The organism is Bacteroides gallinaceum (assembly GCF_030373775.1).
Lineage (GTDB): Bacteria > Bacteroidota > Bacteroidia > Bacteroidales > Bacteroidaceae > Phocaeicola > Phocaeicola excrementipullorum.
Map to the genome: position 1 here is coordinate 29,946 of NZ_JAUDEN010000011.1, position 22,131 is coordinate 52,076.

Annotated in this window: 18 protein-coding genes; 4 read left to right on the forward strand and 14 right to left on the reverse strand. The window is 53.1% G+C overall.

All coding sequences use genetic code 11. The features are described from left to right. Positions 1 to 34: 34 nt before the first annotated feature. The 3 genes from QUW60_RS07530 to QUW60_RS07540 all read right to left on the reverse strand — a co-directional run bounded on the left by QUW60_RS07530 (position 35) and on the right by QUW60_RS07540 (position 5,151). Entirely contained in the window at positions 35 to 2,386 is a 2,352-nt protein-coding gene (locus QUW60_RS07530; RefSeq protein ID WP_289559593.1) for an ABC transporter permease, read from the reverse strand. Between the two features lie 128 nt (positions 2,387 to 2,514). Next, positions 2,515 to 3,765: an efflux RND transporter periplasmic adaptor subunit gene (locus QUW60_RS07535; protein WP_289559595.1), complete on the reverse strand. Its 1,251-nt coding sequence runs from the start codon at positions 3,763 to 3,765 to the stop codon at positions 2,515 to 2,517. A gap of 33 nt (positions 3,766 to 3,798) precedes the next feature. Beyond that, complete coding sequence (locus QUW60_RS07540; RefSeq protein WP_289559597.1) at positions 3,799 to 5,151, reverse strand: TolC family protein; 1,353 nt, start codon at positions 5,149 to 5,151, stop codon at positions 3,799 to 3,801. Positions 5,152 to 5,392: 241 nt separating this feature from the next. On the opposite strand from QUW60_RS07540, the gene QUW60_RS07545 reads away from it, so the two are divergent. From QUW60_RS07545 to QUW60_RS07560, 4 genes are all read left to right on the forward strand, one after another. After that, the gene (locus QUW60_RS07545) at positions 5,393 to 6,757 is read left to right on the forward strand and encodes a sigma-54-dependent transcriptional regulator (protein WP_258338786.1); all 1,365 of its coding nucleotides are present in this window, start codon (positions 5,393 to 5,395) and stop codon (positions 6,755 to 6,757) included. Next, positions 6,747 to 8,054 (forward strand): sensor histidine kinase, encoded by a 1,308-nt coding sequence (locus tag QUW60_RS07550; RefSeq protein WP_289559600.1) that lies wholly within the window; start codon positions 6,747 to 6,749, stop codon positions 8,052 to 8,054. The genes QUW60_RS07545 and QUW60_RS07550 overlap by 11 nt, the downstream gene beginning before the upstream one ends. Positions 8,055 to 8,399: 345 nt before the next feature. After that, positions 8,400 to 9,224, forward strand: a complete 825-nt coding sequence (ispE, locus tag QUW60_RS07555) for a 4-(cytidine 5'-diphospho)-2-C-methyl-D-erythritol kinase (RefSeq protein ID WP_258338784.1) — start codon at positions 8,400 to 8,402, stop codon at positions 9,222 to 9,224. Between the two features lie 12 nt (positions 9,225 to 9,236). After that, positions 9,237 to 10,880 carry an RluA family pseudouridine synthase gene (locus tag QUW60_RS07560; protein ID WP_289559602.1) on the forward strand — a complete coding sequence of 548 codons (1,644 nt, stop codon included), beginning with the start codon at positions 9,237 to 9,239 and terminating at the stop codon, positions 10,878 to 10,880. 105 nt (positions 10,881 to 10,985) lie between these two features. Here QUW60_RS07560 and QUW60_RS07565 read toward each other — a convergent pair whose 3' ends face one another. The 11 genes from QUW60_RS07565 to bla all read right to left on the reverse strand — a co-directional run bounded on the left by QUW60_RS07565 (position 10,986) and on the right by bla (position 22,092). Next, entirely contained in the window at positions 10,986 to 13,541 is a 2,556-nt protein-coding gene (locus QUW60_RS07565) for a DUF5686 and carboxypeptidase-like regulatory domain-containing protein (protein ID WP_289559604.1), read from the reverse strand. A 46-nt stretch (positions 13,542 to 13,587) separates the two neighbouring features. Continuing rightward, on the reverse strand, positions 13,588 to 14,571 hold the full coding sequence (locus tag QUW60_RS07570; RefSeq protein ID WP_289559606.1) for a CDP-alcohol phosphatidyltransferase family protein: 984 nt from the start codon (positions 14,569 to 14,571) through the stop codon (positions 13,588 to 13,590). Positions 14,572 to 14,588: 17 nt separating this feature from the next. Next, the gene (locus tag QUW60_RS07575; RefSeq protein WP_289559608.1) at positions 14,589 to 15,023 is read right to left on the reverse strand and encodes an acyl-CoA thioesterase; all 435 of its coding nucleotides are present in this window, start codon (positions 15,021 to 15,023) and stop codon (positions 14,589 to 14,591) included. Beyond that, entirely contained in the window at positions 15,020 to 15,748 is a 729-nt protein-coding gene (gene flxB / locus QUW60_RS07580; RefSeq protein ID WP_258338779.1) for a flexirubin biosynthesis SDR family reductase FlxB, read from the reverse strand. The genes QUW60_RS07575 and flxB overlap by 4 nt, the downstream gene beginning before the upstream one ends. Before the next feature lie 22 nt (positions 15,749 to 15,770). Beyond that, positions 15,771 to 17,249, reverse strand: a complete 1,479-nt coding sequence (locus QUW60_RS07585; RefSeq protein ID WP_289559610.1) for a phytoene desaturase family protein — start codon at positions 17,247 to 17,249, stop codon at positions 15,771 to 15,773. A gap of 25 nt (positions 17,250 to 17,274) precedes the next feature. Further along, the gene (locus QUW60_RS07590) at positions 17,275 to 17,646 is read right to left on the reverse strand and encodes an ApeI family dehydratase (RefSeq protein WP_258338777.1); all 372 of its coding nucleotides are present in this window, start codon (positions 17,644 to 17,646) and stop codon (positions 17,275 to 17,277) included. Next, positions 17,643 to 18,071, reverse strand: a complete 429-nt coding sequence (locus QUW60_RS07595; RefSeq protein WP_258338776.1) for a hotdog family protein — start codon at positions 18,069 to 18,071, stop codon at positions 17,643 to 17,645. Before QUW60_RS07595 ends, QUW60_RS07590 begins: the two co-directional genes overlap by 4 nt. Next, positions 18,068 to 18,313, reverse strand: a complete 246-nt coding sequence (locus QUW60_RS07600; RefSeq protein ID WP_258338775.1) for an acyl carrier protein — start codon at positions 18,311 to 18,313, stop codon at positions 18,068 to 18,070. Before QUW60_RS07600 ends, QUW60_RS07595 begins: the two co-directional genes overlap by 4 nt. Before the next feature lie 238 nt (positions 18,314 to 18,551). Beyond that, a complete protein-coding gene (locus tag QUW60_RS07605) occupies positions 18,552 to 19,775 on the reverse strand; it encodes a beta-ketoacyl-[acyl-carrier-protein] synthase family protein (protein WP_258338774.1) in 1,224 nt (407 codons plus the stop codon). Positions 19,776 to 19,860: 85 nt separating this feature from the next. Next, positions 19,861 to 21,048, reverse strand: coding sequence for an N-acetyltransferase (locus QUW60_RS07610; protein ID WP_258338773.1), 1,188 nt, complete (start codon positions 21,046 to 21,048; stop codon positions 19,861 to 19,863). 153 nt (positions 21,049 to 21,201) lie between these two features. Beyond that, complete coding sequence (gene bla / locus QUW60_RS07615; protein ID WP_289559615.1) at positions 21,202 to 22,092, reverse strand: class A beta-lactamase, subclass A2; 891 nt, start codon at positions 22,090 to 22,092, stop codon at positions 21,202 to 21,204. Positions 22,093 to 22,131 lie beyond the last annotated feature (39 nt).

Here is a 22,131-nt window from a genome sequence, read left to right on the forward strand (position 1 = left end):
ATTTGTCAGTTAAAAAAGTCTGTAAATGGTAAAGTCACTCCGTCTTCAGATTGTTCACCGGGTTCTCGCGCGTGGCACTCCGGCCAATGAGCCATACCGCCACCAGCGAAATGAAGGATATGGTCAGAAAGGCGGCCACCGGAACCCACCATGGGAAACAGCTTTTAAAAGTAACGATCTTGTCTATCTGCATGATTCCGAACCACATCAGGGGAATGGCGATTATCAGACTGACAAGGGCCGAACTGAACGAAAAGCGCATCAGCCGGCTCTGCTCGCTGAGCGGACTGGAGCCGAACACCTTACGTATCGCCATATCGCGCTTGCGCTGGGCTATGAAGTAAACGCTCATGGCCGTAAGTCCCAATAGGGAGATAAGCAAGGCGGCAAACGTGAACACTCCGATTACCTTACTCACACGAATAATATCGGAATAGGAATCCAACAACAAATCATCGTACCACCTTGACTCAAACGGAACTCCATCGATCATTTCCGAATAAAGTGCATCAAGCCGCTTCTTGTGGGCCTCCAAATCTCCGTCATATGTTTCTATCAGTACGTCCCACGGATAGGCGATACTATCGGACGGGAAAATCTGGAGCAATATCGGACAGGGCTTCTCTAAAGCCGAACGGAGTTGGAAGTCGGGGATGCGCCCGGCGATGTTCAATTTCCAAGATCCCTCGGCGTTCATTACAGAAGAAGCACTGTCATCCAAGGCAAGTTCCTTGTAGGCACGGCGGCTCAAATAATAACTTGAAGGTGAAGGAGACAGGCCGTAGTCTTTTTCCAATGGTATATGAAAAATGGAAAGGAAAGACGAATCGGCCACAAAAAGTCGGAAATCTATAGGAGCTGACCTACCCTTCACGTTGAACTCGGAAAGCGAGCTATTACCCCCGTCCACTGGAAAGCCACGCGTGAAGCAGACGTTCTTTACAAACGGAAGCCGGCGTGCCTCATCACGGAAACGGGCGAGATTCTTTGTTTCGCTCATATTGGGAAAGCAAAGCACATGCCCGTAGCTATATCCCAACGGCTCATCAAGGATTCGGAAGAACTGAACCCCAAGATAGAGCGCGCAAGAAAGGAGAGCCGTCGTGAGTCCGCACTGCACGACATAAAGCAAACGCAGGTACACCGTCTTAGTCTTCCGCCTGAACGTGCCCTTCACTACATCCATCGGGTTGTATCTTGAGAGTATTGTGGCCGGGACGAATCCCGACACCGCTGAAATCAGCACGATTCCCACCACATACCAGAACGCGGTTTCCGGAGTCAGGTCACCCACGATGTCCAGCCTCGTCTTCAGTTGCTCCATCACATACGGCTCTGCAAGCACAGCCAGAAGAAAGGCAGCCACAAAGGCTACAACAATCATTACCAACGACTCTAACATCATCCGCCAAAAAATGCAGTCCGGAGTCGAACCGAGCAACCTGCGAGTAGCCATTTCCTTGGCGCGGTACGAAGTCTGCGCCACACTCATGCTCACATAGTTACATACAGCCATTAGAAGAACCAGCAAACCTGCCACAGCCATCACCGTCATCACCCTCCGGCTATACTGATTCATGTTCGTACACTCCATTTCGGAGAAATACACATCACGCATCGGCACCCAACAAGCCTTTGAGTACGTTCCGTAGAGATAAGGCCAGGCAAACGTCTTGAGCCATGCCAGCATGTCAGCATTTTTGGCGTTCGGATCCACCCCTTCGGGCACATGTATGAAAAGATTCGCCCCTCCGAAGTTCTGCATGCCAGTGTTCTCGATGGCGGCGGCAGTATTAATGTATTTCATTGTCTCAAAAGGAAACACCATCTCTGTTTCCGAAGGGAAGATGGAATTGCCTATATCCTCCATGATTCCCGTCACAGTATAGACATGTCCGTCAGTGAAGTTCATACGGATGGACTTCCCCAACGCGTTTTCCTTTCCGAAAATGCGATTGGCCGCCGAGCGCGAGAGCACTACGCTGTAATCATCGCACAACACTTGGGCAGGGTTCCCTTCCAGTAGCGGGAAACCGAAAAATGTAAAAAAGTTATCCTTTGCCACCAGTACTTTCACATCGTATTTCCTCCCATCCACATCTGCATACTCATCACCTATTCCCGCGCAATTCGTGCTCACGCACCAATCCTCTATTTCTGGATAGCGGTTTGCTAAACGCTCGCCCAGCACATAATGCGCACCGAAGTATTCCTCGGAAGCGAACAGGTAAGTATGGTCCACATCCTTCAAATCCTTGTCCACGGTAAGCTGGCGCATCACCATGTCGGCGATGAGGAACACAAACATCAGCGAAATGCTCAGCCCCGCCACATTGACAAACGTAAAGAGCTTGTTGCGCTCCAAGAATGTAAAATAAGTCTTCATGTTTTCTTACAGTTATCTCATCGTATATTCTGTCGTTTTTTCCTTTCACACCTGTCCGCACATCTCGCCGGAAACGAGCCGTGAAGTCCGTCAAGATGAGCGGTCAGTTTTTTATCTTCAGGCTCCATTCATTTCAGAACAAGCACCTCGTTGTCCTTATAGCCTTCGTAGCCGGAAACGATAACCTTTTCACCTTTTTCCAGTCCTTCGGTCACTTCGTAATACTGAGGGTTCTGCCGCCCGATGCGTATCTTGCGCCGGTAAGCCTTCTTCCCGTCTTTGTCGACCACGAATATCCAGTTTCCTCCGGTCACCTGGAAGAAAGTCCCTTTCGGGATGAGCACACTTTGGGTAGGCTCTCCCAACTGAAGGTCGATATAGTAGGTCTGCCCGCTCCGGATGTTTTCCGGACGCTTTCCCTGGAACACGAAATCGGTGCGGAACCGTCCCTCACGCACTTCAGGGTACACCTTGCGCACCTTCAGGCTGAACTGCGATCCTCGACGCTCGAATGTGGCGGGAAGCCCGTTGGTCACCCGGTCGATATAATGCTCGTCAATCATCGCCTCGATCTTGAAGTCCGAGAGGTCATTGATCTGTCCCACCATCTGTCCTGCGGTGATGTTCTGTCCCAGTTCCGCGTCGAGCAGTCCCAGCTCCCCGTCAATTGGTGCGCGCACCTCCAGCTTGTCCTTGCGTTCGCGGATCAGAAGCACGTTCTTCCGCATGTTCTGCAGATTGTCTTCCATCTGATCCATCTGAATGGTACGATAAATGGAATCCTGCACCAGACGCTCCGTCACCAGTCCGTGCTTCTTTACGGAAACCTCATAGTCTTCCTTTGCCTGCAAATATTCCTCCCGGCTGATGAGCCGCTCCCGATAGAGCCGCTCGTACTGGTTGAACGTGCGGAGCTTGCGGCGCGCATCCACGTCGAGCTGCACCTTTTCGGTTTCGTTGTTCAGCTTGTCCTGCTGCATGGTGACCTGCGTGTTTCGGAGCAGGTTCTGCTTTTCGGCCAGTTCCGACTCGGCATTCAGAATCTGAAGATCGAGGTTCGAGTTGCTCAGGCGGAGAATCACGTCACCCTTTTTTACGTGGGCACCTTCCTCCACCACCTTCTCGCGCACGATTCCTCCCTCCTCGGGACTGAGCTGCACTACCGAGATGGGCTGCACCTGCCCGTTCACCCGGATATAGTCGTTAAACTCTCCATAAGTCACTTCCGCAATGTTCAGCGAGCGTCCGTCCACCTTCAGTGTAGAAGCATGATTGCCGAACACAATCCAAAGCAGCAACGCCAGCACTGCCCCTCCCCCTGCGATATAAGGGATGTGCTGCTTTCTGATACCTTTTTTCTTTTCCAGTTGAATATCCATAATGTAAATAGTTGACAGTTTAAGGTTATGTTTTCAGTTCTCAACGTTTAACCGACAATTGATTATCTCCTCTCCCTTGTAATAGTCCACCAGCCTGCATTTCAGCACATAGGTAAGCTTGCTCTGCAAGAACAGCGTTTCGCTTTCGAGAAGCGTGGCGGCACTGTTCTGCACATCGAGCGAAGTCATCAGCCCCTCCTCGAACTTGCGGCGCGTCACATGATAGGCCAGCGAGTCGGAAGCCACTTTCTTTTCCATCTGCACCGTTTCTTTCAGATAGCCTTCACGGTCCTGCACCGCCTGAAGCACCAGCTTCTGAAGTTCGGTTTTCTGCTCCTCGTACTGCTCGCTGGCTATGCGGTAGTTGTTGCGTGCCTGGCGCATGCTTACCGCCCCCGAAAAGCGGTTGAAAAGCGGAATGCTCATGCTCACCCCGAAATATTGCCCCAGGTTGTTCCGGAACTGCCTCCCGAAGCTGTCGTACCCGTCCTTGTGCAGCTCTTTGTAGTAGGAAGAAGAAACGCCTCCGAAAAGCGTAATCTGAGGCAGGATGTTCGCCCACGAACCTTTGCGCTGCATGAGAGCGATTCGCTTGTTCATTTCCGCCTGATGCAAAGTGGGATTGGTGCTCAATGCCGCACTCACCACATCCTCCGGAGAATCGGCCGAGAGCTTCACGAAAGAAAGAGGGCTTGCATCAAGCAGGCAAGTATCAAGCACCAAAGGCTCTGATGCCGGATAATTCATCTTCTGCTTCAGCGTCAGCATGGCCGTTTCAAACAGGTTGCGCTGGCGCGTCAGGTTATAAGCATCAGTGGCCTGCTGGGCTTCCATCTGCGCCACATCCGCCAGTCCCTTCAGTCCCAGCTCTTCCTGGCGCCGGGTCTTGTAGAGCAGCGAATCGCTTTCCGCCAGCTTCTTCCGCGCCAGACGCTCCGTTCCGTAGCAATAGAGCGCATCGATGTAAGCCTGAAAGGTTTCGAGCGCCGTATTGTCGCGCGCTTCCTGAAGGGCGGCCTTTCCCAAAAGGACGGCGGCCTTCGATCGGCGCAGCTCATTGACCAGGCTCCCTCCGCGAAAAACGGTCAGCGACCCCTCCAGCGTGTATGAGTTGTTGAAAGTGGACACATTATTATAGGTATTGGTTTCGGGGTCTACCGAACGACCGAAATTGTACTGCACTCCCGTGCTTCCGCTCACTCCGGGCAGAAAGCTCCCGATGGCCTGCAGCCGGTCGAGTTCATAGTTTTTCGCCTCCAGAAGGCGCTGCTTCACCGTATGGTTATGTCTGACGGCGTATGCCATGCACCGGTCCACACTCCATACTTCCTGCGCCTCACCATGAAGCGCGAAGCATCCGGCCACCGCCATACAGATAAATTTCACGTTGCTTGTCATATTCATGTCTGAAATCAAAAATATAAAAAAGTCATTCATCCGATATTCATGAATCAAAGTCCGTGCCAAAACAGCAATCATCTGAAAAACAGCACATATCAGTAAGAGGCATTCCGTAAAAGTGTCAAAAATTTATACACTGCGTGTAAAATAATTTGTCACTGCTTCCGTTTGAGGCGCAGACTTTTTTCCATAAATTTGCATCACATAAAAACAGACAATACACACCATGGCAAAACAAGGCACACTTCTGATTGTCGACGACAACCAAAACATACTGACCTCGCTCCGCTATCTGCTGGAAGAACATTTCGCACAGGTACTCACCCTCAGCTCGCCGACCACACTCCCCACGCTGATCAGGCAAGAACCCGTCGACCTCATTCTGCTCGACATGAACTTTTCGTCGGGCATCAACAACGGAAACGAGGGCCTTTACTGGCTCCGCGAAATCAAACGGATGAAGCCGCAGATACAGGTGGTGCTGTTTACGGCATACGCCGACATAAACCTGGCGGTCACAGGACTGAAAGACGGAGCGTCGGACTTTGTGGTGAAGCCCTGGGAAAACGGCAGACTGGTGCAGACCCTGCTCGAAGCATACCGGAAAGGAAACGGAAAAGACAAGAAGAAACAGCTCGCCCCACAGATGCCGGACGAGGGAGCAATGTACTGGGGAGAGTCGGAAGCCGTCAAGCCGCTCCGCATGCTGGTGGACAAAGTGAGCGCCACCGATGCCAACATCCTCATCACCGGCGAAAACGGAACAGGCAAAGACATGCTGGCGCGCGAAATCCACCGCCTCTCGAACCGGCGCAACGGACCGATGGTGACGGCCGACATGGGAGCCATCACCGAATCGCTCTTCGAGAGCGAACTGTTCGGCCACGTGAAAGGTTCGTTCACCGACGCACACGCCGACCGCATCGGCCGATTCGAGGCAGCCAACGGCGGAACGCTCTTTCTCGACGAAATTGCCAACCTGCCCTACCACCTTCAGGCAAAACTGCTGACCGCCATCCAGAAACGAAGTTTCGTGCGGGTAGGAAGCAACCGTCCACAGTCTACCGACATCCGCCTGATATGCGCCACAAACCGCGATCTGGACGAGATGGTGCGCAAAGGAGAATTCCGCGAAGACCTGCTCTTCCGAATCAATACCATCCATCTGCATATCCCTGCCCTGCGCGAACGGAAAGAAGACATCCTTCCGCTGGCCGGACTCTTCCTGAAACGGTATGCCGCGAAATACGGACGGAACCTGCAAGGATTCGATGAGGAAGCCCGCAAACTCCTGCTTTCGTGCCCGTGGTACGGGAATATCCGCGAACTGCAGCATGTGATAGAAAAGGCGGCTATCCTTTCGGACGGGGACGAAGTGAAGACCGACGCCTTGCAGCTAGCCCCTGCGCACCACCCCGAACCGGACCGGAAAGCGCAGACAGAAGAAGACATGCAGACCCTTGACGAGATGGAGCGAAGCCTCATCATAAAAGCCATCGGCAAGTGCAGCGGAAACCTGTCGCAGGCCGCCGCGCAGCTGGGAGTAACAAGACAGACCCTCTACAACAAAATGAAACGGTATGGCATCTAGACATCTATTATCGGCGGGAACGCGCATAGCGCTTCTGACAGCGGGCACGGCTGCACTCACACTGGGCGTCTGCACCCGGAGTCTGGCATATATGGCCGGAGGAAGTGCCATGTGCCTGCTCTCCTTCATCATCTTCCTGGTGATGAGGCACCGGCTGAAGGAACGGAGCTGGCTCATGCTCGAAGCCATCCGCAACCGCGACTATTCGTTCCGCCTCCCCATGCAGGGACTGGCAGAAGGAGAGCGCATCCTTCAGGACACGCTCAACCAGTTCGGCGAGATGATGGCCGGGCAGAAGCAGCTCATGGAACAGCAGGAGCACTTCTACGGACAGATTCTGTCGGGAGTAAGCACGGGCATCATCGTGCTGAAAGAAGACCATTCCATCATGCAGAGCAACCCTGCGGCAGCCAAACTGCTGGGACTCCCTGTGCTGGGCACGCTCGGCCAACTGGAACGCTACGGGAAAGATGTCCCGGAAACGCTCTGCCGCCTGAGCTCCGGCGAACGGTGCAACCTCCATCTGAACACATCAAAGGGCGAAATCCAACTGGCGGTCCGCGCCTCGGAAATGGAGCTGGGAAACCAGACTGTACGCATCCTTACGCTGAATGACATACGAAGCGAAATGGACAGCAAGGAGCTGGACTCATGGATCAGGCTGACCCGCGTCCTGACACACGAAATCATGAACTCCATCGCCCCGATCTCATCGCTCAGCGAAACCTTCATGAAGCGCGACGATGTGATACACTCTTCTCTCTATGAGGGCATACGGGCCATCCGCGACACTTCGGCGGGACTGATTTCGTTTGTCGACAGCTACCGGAAATTCTCGTCCCTGCAAAAGCCTTCGCCCGAGCCGTTCTACGTCACGGAGCTGGCGGCGCAGATTGAGGAGCTTCACATCATCCCCGGACACATTACGTTCACCAAACTCATCGAGCCTTCGGAACTGATGCTCTACGCCGACCCGAACCTGATCCGGCAGGTGCTGCTGAACCTGATAAAGAACGCGGTGCAGGCAATCGGCGACCGGAAGGGACGTATCCACCTCCGCGCCTATTCGTCTACGGCCGACGAGCATGTGTTTATCTACGTAAGCAACAACGGTCCCGTCATACCCGAAAACGAGGCTGAGGAGATTTTCGTGCCTTTCTTCACCACCAAGAAAGAAGGGAGCGGCATCGGGCTGTCACTCTCGCGGCAGATCATGAAGCTTTCGGGAGGAACCATCACGCTGCTGAAGTCAGGAACCAACGGATGGAACACAACTTTCGTCCTGGAATTTGAATGAGGGGAAACCAAGCGATTCAGCCGAATGCAACGATTCACAAGTCCAACTTCATTGCTCACGCCGCATAAAAAAGCGGACGTTCCGCAGAAAAATCTGTATCTCTAGCCTGGAGATGCAAATCTCCAGCGTGAAGATATATGTCTTCAGCCTAAAGATACACGTCTTCAGGCTGAAAACAAACTTCTTTTGCGGGAAGTTCCCGATTTGTTCCGGACATCCGGACGGACGCAATGGATTTCGCACCAGAACACCCGGGCATTCTCTCTCAGTAAAAGGACGCTCCCGGACTTGCGCGTTTTCAAAAGATTCACTACCTTTGAAAAAACCAAAAAAAGACACTGCATTATGATCACTTTTCCTAACGCCAAAATAAATCTCGGACTCAACGTGGTGGAGAAGCGTCCCGACGGATACCATAATCTGGAAACCGTATTCTATCCCATCAACCTCCAGGATGCCCTCGAAGTGAACCGTCTGGAAAATACCGGCGAACCTTACAGACTACGTGTAAGCGGAAGCACGCTCGACGGATCGCCCGAAGACAACCTCGTGGTCAAGGCATACACACTGCTCAGCGATGCCTACAGCCTGCCTCCCGTAGACATCCACCTGTTCAAGCATATCCCTACAGGGGCAGGACTGGGAGGAGGCTCGTCCGACTGCGCTTTCATGATCAAGACACTGAACGAGAAGTTCCGACTCGGAATGAGCATCGAAGAGATGGAAAAGCATGCCGCACGGCTGGGGGCGGACTGTGCCTTCTTCATCCAGAACCAGCCGGTATTCGCCACCGGAACAGGGAACGTGTTCGAGCGTGTCAGCCTCTCGCTGGCCGACTATACACTGGTGCTCGTCAAGCCTGACATCAGCGTTTCAACGCGCGAAGCCTATGGCGGAATCCGTCCGCGCCGTCCCGAAACATCGCTCAAGGAGATTATCCGCAGGCCGGTGGAGGAATGGAGGGACTGCATGAAGAACGACTTTGAGGAAAGCGTATTTGCCAGACATCCCGAAATAGCCGCCATCAAAGACAAGCTCTACGACATCGGAGCAACCTATGCCTCGATGACCGGATCGGGATCGGCCGTATACGGACTGTTCAGAAACAGGGTGGAAAACGTGAGCGAACAGTTCGCAGGATGCTTCTGCCGCCAGCGCGAAATGATCTGACGCTCCCGATTCATGGAACACGCATATACCGACCGCATTCATCGGTTCAACCGCAGCGCCGACGGCATTTCCCTGCCGCCGGCTTTCACGTTTCCGTTTTTCTACACACCGCACCCGCTGGTCGTACAGGCTGCCGGGGAGGTGCAGGCTTACCTCTCCGCACGCACGGACTGGGCGGAGGAGCTGGCAAAGGGAAAGATGTTCGGCGTGCTCGTAGTGGAAGACACCAAGGGAGAAGCAGGATTCGTGGCGGCCTTCTCGGGCAATCTGGCCGGAAGCAACCTGCACGCGTATTTCGTCCCTCCCGTCTACGACCTGCTGCGGCCTGAGGGATTCTTCCGCACCGAAGAGGCGAACATCTCCGCCATCAACCGGCGGATTGAAGAGATGGAAAGCTCGCCCGAATATCTTGCGCGACAAAAGGAATATGCCGAATGGCAAAACGAGGCAGCCCTGCGGCTGGCCGACGCACGCCGGCAGTTGAAGGAGGAGAAGCAGCGGAGAGACAGACTGAGGAAACTGGGAACTGACGAAACAACGGAGCAGGATCTGATACGCGAGAGCCAGTTTCAGAAAGCCGAATACAAGCGGCTTGAAAAAAAGCTGAAAGCGGAAGAGGAAACACTGAAGACTGCTCTCGACGAACAGGAAACGGAAATACTGCGGCTGAAGCGAGAAAGGAAATCGCGCTCGGCAGCTCTCCAGCTCAAGCTCTTCGCACGTTTCCGGATGCTCAATGCGCGGGGCGAAGAAAAAGATCTGCTCGAAATCTTCAGGGACACGCCGCAAGGAATACCTCCCGCCGGAGCCGGAGAATGCGCCTTGCCCAAAATGCTCCAGTTTGCCTACCTGCATCGTCTGCGTCCGCTGGCAATGGGCGAGTTCTGGTGGGGTGACTCGCCCAAGGAAGAAATCCGTATCCACGGGCATTTCTACCCCTCATGCAGGGGGAAGTGCGGACCAATCCTGCACCACATGCTTGAGGGGCTGGAGGTGGAAAAGAATCCGCTTCAGGAAGATATCCACCGCACGACACCGCTCGAAACCGTTTATGAGGACGAATGGATCGTGATTGTAGAGAAGCCGGCCGGAATGCTTTCCGTGCCGGGAAAGGACGAAATCGGCTCGGTACTCGAACGACTGCGCGAACGTTATCCGCAGGCCACAGGTCCTCTCCTCGTCCATCGGCTCGACATGGCCACTTCGGGGCTGCTTCTGGCGGCCAAGACCAAAGAGGTACACCAGAAGCTTCAGGCACTCTTCGAAACGCGCAACATGCGGAAAAAGTATGAGGCCATACTGGAAGGAACTGTGGAAACGGATGAGGGGTGCATCGAACTGCCGCTCTGCCCCGATCCGACCGACCGACCCCGGCAAATGGCAAGTGCCGAACGCGGAAAGCCTGCCGTAACACGCTATCGGGTGAAGAAAAGAGAGGGCGGAAGGACATGGGTGGACTTCTATCCGCTGACCGGACGCACGCACCAGCTCCGCGTACATGCGGCTCATCCTTTGGGACTGGGACACCCCATTGTGGGCGACGAACTCTACGGACACAGGGCAGAGCGGATGTATCTTCATGCGGCTTCCCTCGAATTCGTACATCCCGTTACAGGAAAGAAGATACAGGTGGAACGGGAAGCGGATTTCGGATAAAAGACCGGGAGCCGGCAGGCAAAAGACACAACCGGCAGTCTGACAAGACAAACTCCGTGGCGATTCCGCTTCCCCTCCGGCAACTTCCGGCCATGCATTTCCAACTCAGAACGACAGACGCATGGTTGCACGTACTCCCCGGCGCTGGATGTCCGGATTGTCGAGGTAGTTGAGCCTCCACACATAGTCTAGCCGAAGGAATTTGAAAATGTTCTCGATGCCCACGCTCACTTCCATGTAGGGTGCTCTGCCCATCGTTCCCGATCCGGCGGGAAAGGCATACAGCCCCTCCCCGTTCTTCATCGGATTGTTTTTGTCGGTCAGATGTCCCCACAGGCCGCGGAAGCAGAACACCTCCCTCCACTTCAGTTTCTTGATGAGCGGAATGCGGTTGAAGAGGTTTCCGTTCAGATAATAAGTAAGGTCCCACGACATGTATTCGTCGTTGATGAACTCCATGGCATTCATATTGGTATATGCTTCCGGCTGGATTGTGTAGGTCAGGTTGGCATTCGGAATGATGAGCAGCGGATAAGGCACCTTGCTCCACACCTTTCCTGCCTTCGCTATCAGGTCGGCATAGCCGAACGCCGAGAACCAGAACCGCTTCTGTACGCCCAGCTCCGTGCGGTGATAGTTGAACGACGAGCCCAGCAGCCCTTTCCGGGCCATGGTATGGCTGAGGTTGAAGATCAGCGCATCATAGGTGATCGGCACACGCTGCGTGCGTGTCTGGTAGAAACGCTCGTTGCGTCCGTAGCGGAATTTCAGTTCCAGTTCGGTCATGTCGTAGCGGCCCACCGGACTGAGGCTTCCGTCTGCCCCGATACGGTTGAACTCCGCATAGGGAGTGGCGTACTCCCTGAAGTTGCGCACCACAGCACCGTAAGATATTCCGTTGTAATGTTCGCGCGTGTAAGTCAGTTCCGCCCTGCGCAGGTAAGTGGCACGCGTGTCCTTCTTGCGCCGGATGGCCAGCATCACGTTGTCTTTGCTGGTATACATATAGTTCTGCCCCAGCTTGTTGATGTCATACATATACTCGAAGCGGAGGGAATGCATCGGATATTCCAGGCGGAAATCCTTCCGCGGGTTAAACGAATACTCTACAAGCGCATCATACTTCATCTTCTTGTCCCTCGTGCCATAGGCAGCGTATCCCTCGAAAAACCAGTGTTTGTTGAAGACAGGGGTGGTTCCTCCGCCCACACGGAAGCGCGCCCCTTCGATGGCATTCCCGTTGATGGTGCTGTTCATCGGTCCAAGATCAAACTTGTTCTTCTCCGGATTCTTGTCGGTAGGAATATAGCCCGACACCAGTATGGAAACCGCTTTCTCCACGAAGTAGAACACCGGAACCGAACGGAACTTAGCCATCAGCTTTTCTACGGAGTTAGGGTTTTTCTTCTTCAGTTCGTCAGGCCGGCTGGCTTCCCAGAAATCGTTTCCCTTCTTGTAAGCGTCGTCAGCCACAATCACGGGAGCGTTTTCTGAGAACACGCGCGCCCGCTCCTCCGAAGGAGGATCGAACGAGTGGTGACTGTAGGCATTCAGACGCTGGGTGTAAAACCCGTTCGACTTCTCGATAATCTTGAAGTTTATGCGGATGTCGTCTTTCGTAATGATACGGGTGCCGTCTGCCGCGCGCTCGAAGGTCTGTTCGATAGTCATGCCCGACACAAAATTCAGATTGATGTCCTTCGGTACGTTCAGAATCGCCCGCCGAACAAAATAAGTTGAATCGAGAGGCACAAACAGATGTCCCGTGAACCCGAACGACTCCGAGTTGAAAGGCACGAAGCCCAGATCGACCACCGGCTTGCCTTCCACTTGCAGCGTATCGAGAAGATAATACTTGTAAAACGCCGGACCGATAGTGGACAGAGGACTCACGAAACGCTGGAGAAACAGGGGGATGTTGTTCTGGAAGATGTCCACCTCCTTGAAAGCTTCATTCAGGAACTGCTGCACACCGTCGCGCGAGAACACCTCGTCTACCCCCGACGACTTCGCTCCCACCACCACACGCTTTTCCGATTTCGGTGACTTGCGCCAGTAGACATGCTCCAGCTTTTCCTTTTCCGAAACGGGCAGAATTGTGGTGCCCACCTCAAGCGTGTCTACAAAGTCGGCCACGAAATCAAACTTGCCCGTCTTCCCGTCAGCTCTTTTCTTCGGAACATAATCGTTCAGGGCAAACACGATACGCTCGTAACGGTCGTAGCTGAAATAGTCGCGGTTGCGCGGATCATTCCCGTCGCGCGCGTCAATCACCTTGCGCACAAAAGCCACGGCAGGATTGTCCCTCCTGCGATAGCGTTCACGCTTCGGCTTCACGATCACTTCCTCCAGTGCGATGCCCGAAGGCACCAGCCGTACATGCAGGTTGCCCGACTTGCCCGGTTCTACTCGCACCTTTTTCGTGTCGTATCCCAAATAAGAAACTTCAAGCACGGCCCTCTTCTTTGAAGCGGTGAATGAAAACCTTCCGTCCGCATCCGTCATTGCCCCTTTTCCCGTCGATTCCAACTGCACGGAAGCATACGGCAGAGGCTCTCCGCTCACCGAATCGGTTACAATGCCTTTGAAAAGCGCAGTCTGCCCGAAGGCGGACACCGCGGCGAGCAAAGAAAGCAACAAACATATTGTTCTGATTTTCATTCTATTCTTCATTTAAAATCCGGTCGGTGAGAGCGGAGTGAAACCATTATATTTCTTCGCACAATCTCTTGCAGAAACGTTCATGCCTGGCCCGCATGTATCGGGCAAGAACTGACATGACTACCACCTCGAACACAAAATACAGCCAAGGCAGGTCGATCAGACATACGGTATAGAGCACGATTGCCCGGGTATTGAACGTAAGGACATTCGTCCATTTCATCAGCGGAAGCGACAGCTCGCGAAACCTGTCACGGAAAGCCTGCGGAATGTTCTCGGTCGCCCCATACTTTTCGCGCAGACATTTCATCAGCCGCTGAAAGTTTGGAGTCTGTTTCTCCTGCGTCCGGGTATAGTTGACGTATGTCTTCAGAAACGCTTTCCAGAGAAAGTTCCCTTTCCACGGGGTTTCATCGTAAAGCTTCTGCTGCTGCACGGAATTATCAAGCTCGCTTCCCGCCTCTCCTTTCAGGAAAAACAGATGGACCTGACGGTAATAGTCGGCTATCCCGCACTGGCGGCTATGGCATCCGAAACCGGAATACAGCACCAGGACAAGCAGCAGAAGCGTGGCGATCCATGTGTTCTGAGGAGTGTCTTCAAGTCCCATCCAACTGAACTCAAGCGTGTGATGGTTATAGAACCGGCAAACCAGTGACAGGTAGATGGGTATAAACCATACCTCGCTCGCCGCTCCGTCGAGAATCCGTCCCAGACGGGTCTTTTTCCCCGTCATACGTGCCAGCTGACCGTCGGCGCTGTCATAGAAATTGGCCCATGCCAGAAGCATGACTGCTGCCACATTCATCCAAAGCCCTTCCCAGCCTTCCGTACGGTAGGAACCGTGGACGAAAAAAAGCGACGAGCCTGCCCCGATGATCATTGAAAGTACGGTAACCGCGTTAGGATGGACACCCAGACGCTCGAACAGAAGCGCCCAGCGGTAGCCTATGGGACGCGTCCATACTTTGTCGAGCCACTCTTCCGTGTCGTTCGACTTATAAGTTGACTTTATATTTTCGTTCGACATATCACAATACATTTAAGTTATTTCCCGCCCGAAGAAAGAAGGAATCTCTCCTTCCATTCCCGATAATATGCCGGCTCTTCCAACATCAGTTCTCCGCTCTCGTCAATGAAGAGCTGCACCGTATCACCCTCAGCACACAGCACTCCGTCGCTCTCGCGATACACCCGGTAATTATAGTCCAGCCGGGCACCCGGATGATACACATAAGCCGTATGAATAACCGCCCTATCGTTCAGAGCCAATGGTGCCAGATACTTCACATGCAGGTCGTAAACAGGCGCATAAATTCCCTCACGCTGCATGTCCGCATAACCAATTCCGGGATACCGTCTTCCGAACGACTCGCGTCCGTCTTCAAAATAAGTGACAAAAGAACCGTGCCACACCCTACGCATGGAATCGATTTCGCTGAACTTCACCTGCACCCGGCAAAGATCCTCAAGCGTTTTCACGTGTAGAGCCCTCCGTTGATTGATACCACATTGCCTGTGATGTATCCAGCCTCGGGCGAGGCAAGGAATCCCACAAGTTCGGCCACCTCTTCAGGTGTTCCGAAACGGTTGGCGGGAATGGTCTTCTTCAGTGCCGCCTCGTCCAGCCCGTCTACCATATCTGTCCGAATAAACCCGGGAGCCACAGCGTTGACCGTCACGTTCTTCCGCGCCACTTCCTGCGCCAACGCCTTTGTAGCCGCGATGATTCCGCCCTTTGCCGCCGAATAGTTTGTCTGTCCCGACAATCCCTTGAGTCCGCTCACGCTCGCCATGTTGATGATGCGCCCGTATTTACGGAACATCATCGGCTGAAGCAAAGCCTGCGTTACGTTATAAAATCCGTTGAGCGTAATGTCAAGCACCCTGTGCCAGTCTTCCTCAGGCATGAGCGCCAGAATGTTGTCGCGGCGAATACCGGCATTGTTTACCAGCACCTCGATGTATTCGTCAGGATGACGTTCTTCCCATGCCTCAAGCGCTTCGCACACCTGCTTTCTGTCGCTCACGTCAAATTTAAGCAGCTCTCCGTCCTGTCCCGCCTCGCGTACCAGTTGGAGCGTCTTTTCAGCCTCGTCCGTACGGCTCGCATAATTGACGAGAACCTGATAGCCCATCCGGGCCAGTTTGATGCAGACAGCCCGTCCTATTCCCCGGCTGCCGCCCGTTACCAATGCATATTTCATAATTTTCATTGTTTTATATTCTTCAACTCTTAAAAACCAGCTTGCGCAGTTCTTCTCTTCCGATAATCTCCGCACAAGTCAGAAGCGCAGTCATTGTCACTCCATGCAGTCCGTGCAGCATCAGATTCTGTCCCGTGAGCAACAGGTTAGGAACGGGCGTACGAGGAGAAAGCATCGTCATGAGAGGAGCGTTGAAATCCTTGCGCACACCGTAAGCCGAACCTTCAGGAACGGACGTATAGTCGCGGTAAGTAAGAGGTGTACTCACATAGCACCCCTCCACCATATCCCTCAAGCCGGGTATCACTTCATCGGCCAGCGCAATGCACTCGTCGGCCATCCGCTCTTTCAAACGGAGATACTCCTCGCCTCTATGACCTACAACCGTGTCTGTCCACCGCTCACACTGTCCCCAGTTCATCGGAGTGAGCAGATCCACCTGACGTGCATACCCGCTCCCGTCTTCGGGAACACGGCAGCTCACCAGCACTCCGCCTACAACTTCTGCTTCCTGATAAAATGTCCACACGCCCGGTCTGCTGTATACATAATGGTTCCAGTTGAAATAACGGAGCGCATGAGGCTTTATGCAGAGCGAAACAGTACACATCCCGAACGTGTTCTCCAAACGGCCTATCCGGCTGCGGAACACCTTCTTTATCCTTTCGCTCCGCTTCACCCAGCCGCACGTGATTGCCGGATGCACATCGCTCACGAAAACGTTTCCTTCATACACCCGCCCGTCGGAACAGACAGCCTGCACCAGCTTTCCACCCTTTTCCACAAGCTCTACCACTTCCGACCGGCAAATAATCTCTCCGCCGTACGAACGGATAGTGTCGGCCAGCGAACGGACAATCAGTGAAGAATCGCCCTTCAGCCTCCAACTGCTCTCGATAAAGCTGCTGTTGCCATGTACGAAAGTGAACAAAGGCAAGGACTCCTTGCGCAATTCCATCTTCAGCGAGGCACCGCTCAGCACATCAACCAGCAGAGGATTGCGGAACTTTTCACTCAGATACGAATAAGCTCCCACACCAGACATCGGAGAAAGCAGGTCTGCCTCACCGGCCGACATGCCCGGGGACAGGAACCGCTCTTCTCCGGCGCGGCGCAACAGAGAAGCATACTCGCAAAGCGCACTCCGTTCTGCCGGAAAGTCTTCAGCCAGCATCCGGGCAAACTCATCGAATCCCTCCGCAAACACAAAGTTCCTTCCCCCGACAGATATCCGGTCGAAACAGAAGTCAAGGCGTTTCCAAGGCAGATCAAGCAACCCGAGGTAACGAAACGGAGCGTAAAGCGACTGACCTTCGCCAAGCCCTCCCACATAGTGGAATCCTGTGTCGTACCACATTCCCCTGCGGCAATAGCTCTGCATGCAGCCTCCTGCCTGCGCCCCTTTCTCGAGCACAAGCACACTCAGCCCGCTCCGAGAGAGAATGGAGGCGCATTCCAGTCCGCCCAGACCGCTTCCGACAACTATCACATCATACTTCATAGTTCATGCTTCCGCAATCCTTTTTTCACAGGTCCACTGCCATGCTGCCCCGGTATTCCATATAGGTCTTTTCTTCATCCTCCAGCAAAGCAGACACGGCATACCCTTCGTCCGTCTTCTCCAGACTGACCGTCAGCTTCAGTTCCGAACAGCTTAAAGGATCGGAAACAGCCGTCAGCCTGCATTGCTTGACAGAGGAAATAAACACCTTTACACCGACAAGTTTCATGACACACTCTCTGAGCATTTCGATGTGGCATACACCGGGACACACCGGATTGCCGGGGAAATGCCCCCGATACACATCACATCCGGGAAGGAGCCGGAGGTAGAACACCCCGTGAGCAGCTCCCATGTGAAGTGCGTCAATCTGAAAATAATTACCTTCGAGCTTCATGACTGCCAAGGTTTGACAAAAATCTTCATTTGAGTTTCGGCCGCCATGCGGTCGCCCACCCGTGTTACACCCTGAATGAGAGTCACTCCGCCGGCATCCGCCACAACCGATATCGTCGTATGCAAAAGATCACCTGCGCATGGACGGAAATGGCATTTGAACCTCTTCACCTCACCGATATAGCCCAGCGGAGGATTCTCAACGCCCTCTGCCAGTGCCTTGTAGCCAGCCAATGCCGAAGCGGACTGAGCGATATGCTCAATCAATCCCACTTCGTCAAGCCGCCCGTCCTCATCCATAAAGTAATTGTCCGGACGAACCAGCAGACTGACCTCGGCTCCGTTTTCTTCGGCCTCCAGCAGTTCGTCCACCATCATCACAGGAGCACGCTGCGGAATGAGCTTTTCTACTGCAATTCTTTTCATGCCGGCAGATGCGACTCTATATAGTCGTACAAATTGTTGAAAGTCTTGATTTCGCGCAAGTCGGCCACCGGAATCTTTATCTTGTAGGTCTGCTGGATAATGGCCACCAGATCGACCAGACTCAGGCTGTCGAGCGAAAGCGTTTCCTTCACATTGGCTTCCGGCTCAAAAGCATCCTGTTCAACTTCAAATTCTTCCGACAACAAAGCATTTACTTTTGATACAATTTCTTCACGTGTCATAATTTCCTATTTTTACGGTTGATATTTAGAAACTGTTTTGAATTTCTCCAAAAAGTTTTTCTTGGCTTGATGTGTTCGTTTTCGTGTGTGCTTTGGGCTATTTTTTGGTCTTTTCCGCTTCTGTTCTTCGTCAGATAGCCCGCTATCTTCCTCATCACACAAACGGAAATGCCTCAAAAACTCATCCCAAATCAGCACACGATAAATTCAAAACAGTTTCTTATTTTGCACATCGCTATTAAAGCATATTTTTCACTATCAGCGTAGAGTTTGTCCCTCCGAATCCGAACGAGTTTGAAAGGAACATGTCGAAATGCGCCTCCTTCGTTTCGGGCAGGACATTGATCTTTGCCGAATCTTCGTCCGGATTCTCAAAATTGATGTTCCCGGCGATAAACCCGCTCTTCATCATCAGCATCGAATAAATGATTTCGCTGGCACCCGCCATCCACATCTCGTGTCCGGTCTGGCTCTTTGTCGATGTAACCGGCACCTTGACGTCGCCGAACACTTGCGCGATGGCCTCTGCCTCCCTGCTGTCCCCGATACGCGTGGAAGTGGCATGCGCATTGATGTAGCCGATGTCTTGAGGACTTATCCCTCCGTGCCGCAAGCATAGTTCCAGCGAACGTGCCGGCCCTGCCACATTTGGCGTAGAGATATGATCGCCGTTGCTCGAAAAGCCCCAGCTTACCACTTCGGCAAGAATAGGAGCACCGCGTTTCACGGCATGTTCATAGCTTTCCAGAATCACAGTCGCAGCCCCTCCCCCAGGAACCAGTCCGTCACGGTCGCGGTCGAAGGGACGGCTCGCCCTTGCCGGCTCGTCCTCACGCACGGAGAACGACTGGATTCCGTCGAAAGCCGCCACGCTATACATGTTGGCTTCCTGCGCACCTCCACACACCACACACTCCTGCAGACCGTTGCGGATAAGCAAGGCACCCAATCCGATGGAGTGCGATCCGGAAGCGCAAGCCGCCGAAGCCGTCAGATTAATTCCCCTCAGCTTGAACAGGCATGCCAGATTCATGGTGACTGTGGAGTTCATCGACTGGAATATGGCACCGCTTCCGCACGCCGCCGTATCCTTGAACTCGCGGAACTTGTCGAGCGCATGCATGGTGGCCTCAGCCACCGAATCATTTCCGTAAATGATGCCGATCTCATGCGAAGCGATGTAATCCGCATCAAGCCGGGCATTTTCCAGAGCCGCACGCGTAGCCATATACGCATACTGAGCTTCTTCCGGCATGAACTGCCTTTGGTTGCGCGGAACAAAAGGCTTCAGGTCCGGATGCGGTATATCGGCGCACAATGCCGAACGAAACCCCGCGTCCTTCCGTTCACGGCTGAATACGATACCGCTGCGCCCTGCATATAAAGAGTCGCGCACCGCATCAAGAGTCGTCCCCAGGCACGACCAGATGCCCATTCCTGTTATCACTACTTTTCTTTCCATAAGTCAAAATCAGAACCTCTTTAAACCTCCCCGAAAGGGAGGCTTAAAGAACCTTTCAATATAAAACAATAAAACAATTCCAAATTCAGGATGCCGAAGTCTGGCAAGCCTCCTCACGTGAAGAGCCGGGAGCGCTGCAACCGATCCTCTTCCGATAACACCTCCTCCGTTTGACAAGCTTGGGATTCAGAGGTTTCCATTGTGAAAGCTCCTTCACGTTGCTTTCCAACTGCGGGCCGGTTTCAGCCCATTTATAATGCAGCCTGTTGTAAATCGGAATAAGATCGTCGAAGAACAGCGCATTCACCCCCAAGCCCTGATAGTCGGGCCGCACGGCGATAAGCAAGAGTTCCGCTTTTTCATCGTGTTTCCATTTCAGAGCCTTGAGCAAATGATACCATCCGAAAGGCAAGAGTCGTCCGCGGCTTTTGCGAAGAGCGGACGAAAGGCTCCCCATCGTAATGGCCACACCCACCAATTCCCCCTTGTCATTCTCTATCACCGGCAGCATCTCCGGATTTATCAGCGGGAAATAACGGTCAACATACAGATCAATCTGTCGGTCGGACATCTCGGTATATCCGAACAAAGGCGAATAAGCCTCATTGAGCAACTGAAACACCCTGCGTCCATATCCGTTGTCAATATCTTTCTGGTTCAGCTTGCGCACATGAAGTCCGAACATCTCTTTCGAAAGGCGAGCCACCCGCGCATATTTGGCAGGGACTGTTTCGGGTATATCAATGCGTATCTGAACCCAGTCGACCTCCTTCTCATACCCCAAAGCCTCCATATGCTCCGGATAATAAGGATAATTATAGATGGTGATCATCGAACCTGTCTGGTCGAAGTCATCCACCAGCATCCCCTCCTTATCGAAATCAAATATCCCCATCGGACCCTGGATGTACTCCATGCCTCGCTCTCTTCCCCACTCTTCCACCGCAGCAAGCAAGGCCTCCGAGACATCGCGGTCGTCAACAAACTCGATAAAGCCGAAGCGCACATTCCGTGTCTTCCATTTCTCGTTGGCATGGCGGTTGATGATTCCGGTGATGCGACCCACAACTCTGCCCTCCCCATCATATGCCACAAACGGCTGCATCTCCGAGAATTCAAGTCCCGCATTCTTTTTGGGATCAAACGTATCGCGCACATCCGATTCCATATCGGGCACGTAATACGGACATCCCTCATAAAGCCTTTCCGGAAACTTGATGAAATCGTCCATTTCATGCTTGGACTGAACTTTCTTTATTCTCACATCTTTCATAATGCTAGCGAAAATACCGAACATCAAGATAATCTACAAATTTGCAAAACCTTTGAAACAATTTTGTAGAATTACGGAACAAGCCCGGCCGGAGGAAGAGGAAGGCAAGGCCCGTTTCCTCCCGGTTATGACCAAGACAAAACAAAATGAAAACTACCGGACACAAAGATGGCGGTAAACGGCCGCCGAGATGTCCGCTATGATCCGCTCCGTATCTTCTGCTGACTCCTCCGAGTCTTTCACAAACACGGCTATCACATACCGTCTTCCGTCGGGCAAAGAAACGAATCCGATATCGTTGGTTCCAATCAGCTCGCCCCTCGAATTGCGGTCGCCCGTACCCGTTTTGTGCCCGACAACCGCATCCGTACCTTTCAGCGGCTTCTTCAGCCTGTTTTCTCCGGTATGGCATGTCACCATCGTTTCCTTTATGAACTGCTGATACGAATCTCCTGCAAGCCGGCGGACAAGAAACACCTCCAGCAGGCGTGCGGCAGAAAGCGGCGTGCTCCAGTTGGCGTAACACAGATCCAGATCGCGGTGCATGTCATCCTCCGTAGCGGAAATGGAGAATCCGTCAATGCCCAGCGAACGGATATACGCATCGGCAATTTCCGTTCCTCCTATATAATCGAACAAGATGTCGCAGGCATTGTTGTCACTGAGCTGCAAGGTATAAGTCAGCAGTTCGCTGACGGGAAGAGACACGTTCCCTTCCGGATGAGAGTCCCTGAGCGGACTGTACGTGTCGGGCTTCAACTGCTCTTTCTTCACCAGAATCTCCGCAGAGAGCGGCAACCCCTTCCGGTCCATAAAGTCTGCCACCGCAAGTGCCTGATGAAACTTGAAAACGCTCATCATGGGATAGCGTTCCTCATTGTTGACGGTTACCGTATCCCTCCCGTCAATGATGACCGCCACACCCACCCGGGCACGTTTCCCTTCAATTATACGGGCGATATCCTCGTGCAACGTTTCTTCTGCCACACACTGCACACAACACGAAACCAGGCAGACCAGCAATCCGAAAAATACTCTTTTCATATCCATAAGCTACAGAAAACAAAACAAAGGCAGGCCCGA

What these genes read in the sequence shown, in the direction of transcription:
- QUW60_RS07535 (WP_289559595.1), bottom strand. Translation starts at nt 3,765, where the DNA reads ATGGATATTCAACTGGAAAAGAAAAAAGGTATCAGAAAGCAGCACATC.
- QUW60_RS07550 (WP_289559600.1), top strand. Translation starts at nt 6,747, where the DNA reads ATGGCATCTAGACATCTATTATCGGCGGGAACGCGCATAGCGCTTCTG.
- QUW60_RS07545 (WP_258338786.1), top strand. Translation starts at nt 5,393, where the DNA reads ATGGCAAAACAAGGCACACTTCTGATTGTCGACGACAACCAAAACATA.
- bla (WP_289559615.1), bottom strand. Translation starts at nt 22,092, where the DNA reads ATGAAAAGAGTATTTTTCGGATTGCTGGTCTGCCTGGTTTCGTGTTGT.
- ispE (WP_258338784.1), top strand. Translation starts at nt 8,400, where the DNA reads ATGATCACTTTTCCTAACGCCAAAATAAATCTCGGACTCAACGTGGTG.
- QUW60_RS07590 (WP_258338777.1), bottom strand. Translation starts at nt 17,646, where the DNA reads ATGAAGCTCGAAGGTAATTATTTTCAGATTGACGCACTTCACATGGGA.
- QUW60_RS07595 (WP_258338776.1), bottom strand. Translation starts at nt 18,071, where the DNA reads ATGAAAAGAATTGCAGTAGAAAAGCTCATTCCGCAGCGTGCTCCTGTG.
- QUW60_RS07600 (WP_258338775.1), bottom strand. Translation starts at nt 18,313, where the DNA reads ATGACACGTGAAGAAATTGTATCAAAAGTAAATGCTTTGTTGTCGGAA.
- QUW60_RS07605 (WP_258338774.1), bottom strand. Translation starts at nt 19,775, where the DNA reads ATGGAAAGAAAAGTAGTGATAACAGGAATGGGCATCTGGTCGTGCCTG.
- QUW60_RS07610 (WP_258338773.1), bottom strand. Translation starts at nt 21,048, where the DNA reads ATGAAAGATGTGAGAATAAAGAAAGTTCAGTCCAAGCATGAAATGGAC.
- QUW60_RS07585 (WP_289559610.1), bottom strand. Translation starts at nt 17,249, where the DNA reads ATGAAGTATGATGTGATAGTTGTCGGAAGCGGTCTGGGCGGACTGGAA.
- QUW60_RS07530 (WP_289559593.1), bottom strand. Translation starts at nt 2,386, where the DNA reads ATGAAGACTTATTTTACATTCTTGGAGCGCAACAAGCTCTTTACGTTT.
- QUW60_RS07570 (WP_289559606.1), bottom strand. Translation starts at nt 14,571, where the DNA reads ATGTCGAACGAAAATATAAAGTCAACTTATAAGTCGAACGACACGGAA.
- QUW60_RS07560 (WP_289559602.1), top strand. Translation starts at nt 9,237, where the DNA reads ATGGAACACGCATATACCGACCGCATTCATCGGTTCAACCGCAGCGCC.
- QUW60_RS07565 (WP_289559604.1), bottom strand. Translation starts at nt 13,541, where the DNA reads ATGAAAATCAGAACAATATGTTTGTTGCTTTCTTTGCTCGCCGCGGTG.
- flxB (WP_258338779.1), bottom strand. Translation starts at nt 15,748, where the DNA reads ATGAAATATGCATTGGTAACGGGCGGCAGCCGGGGAATAGGACGGGCT.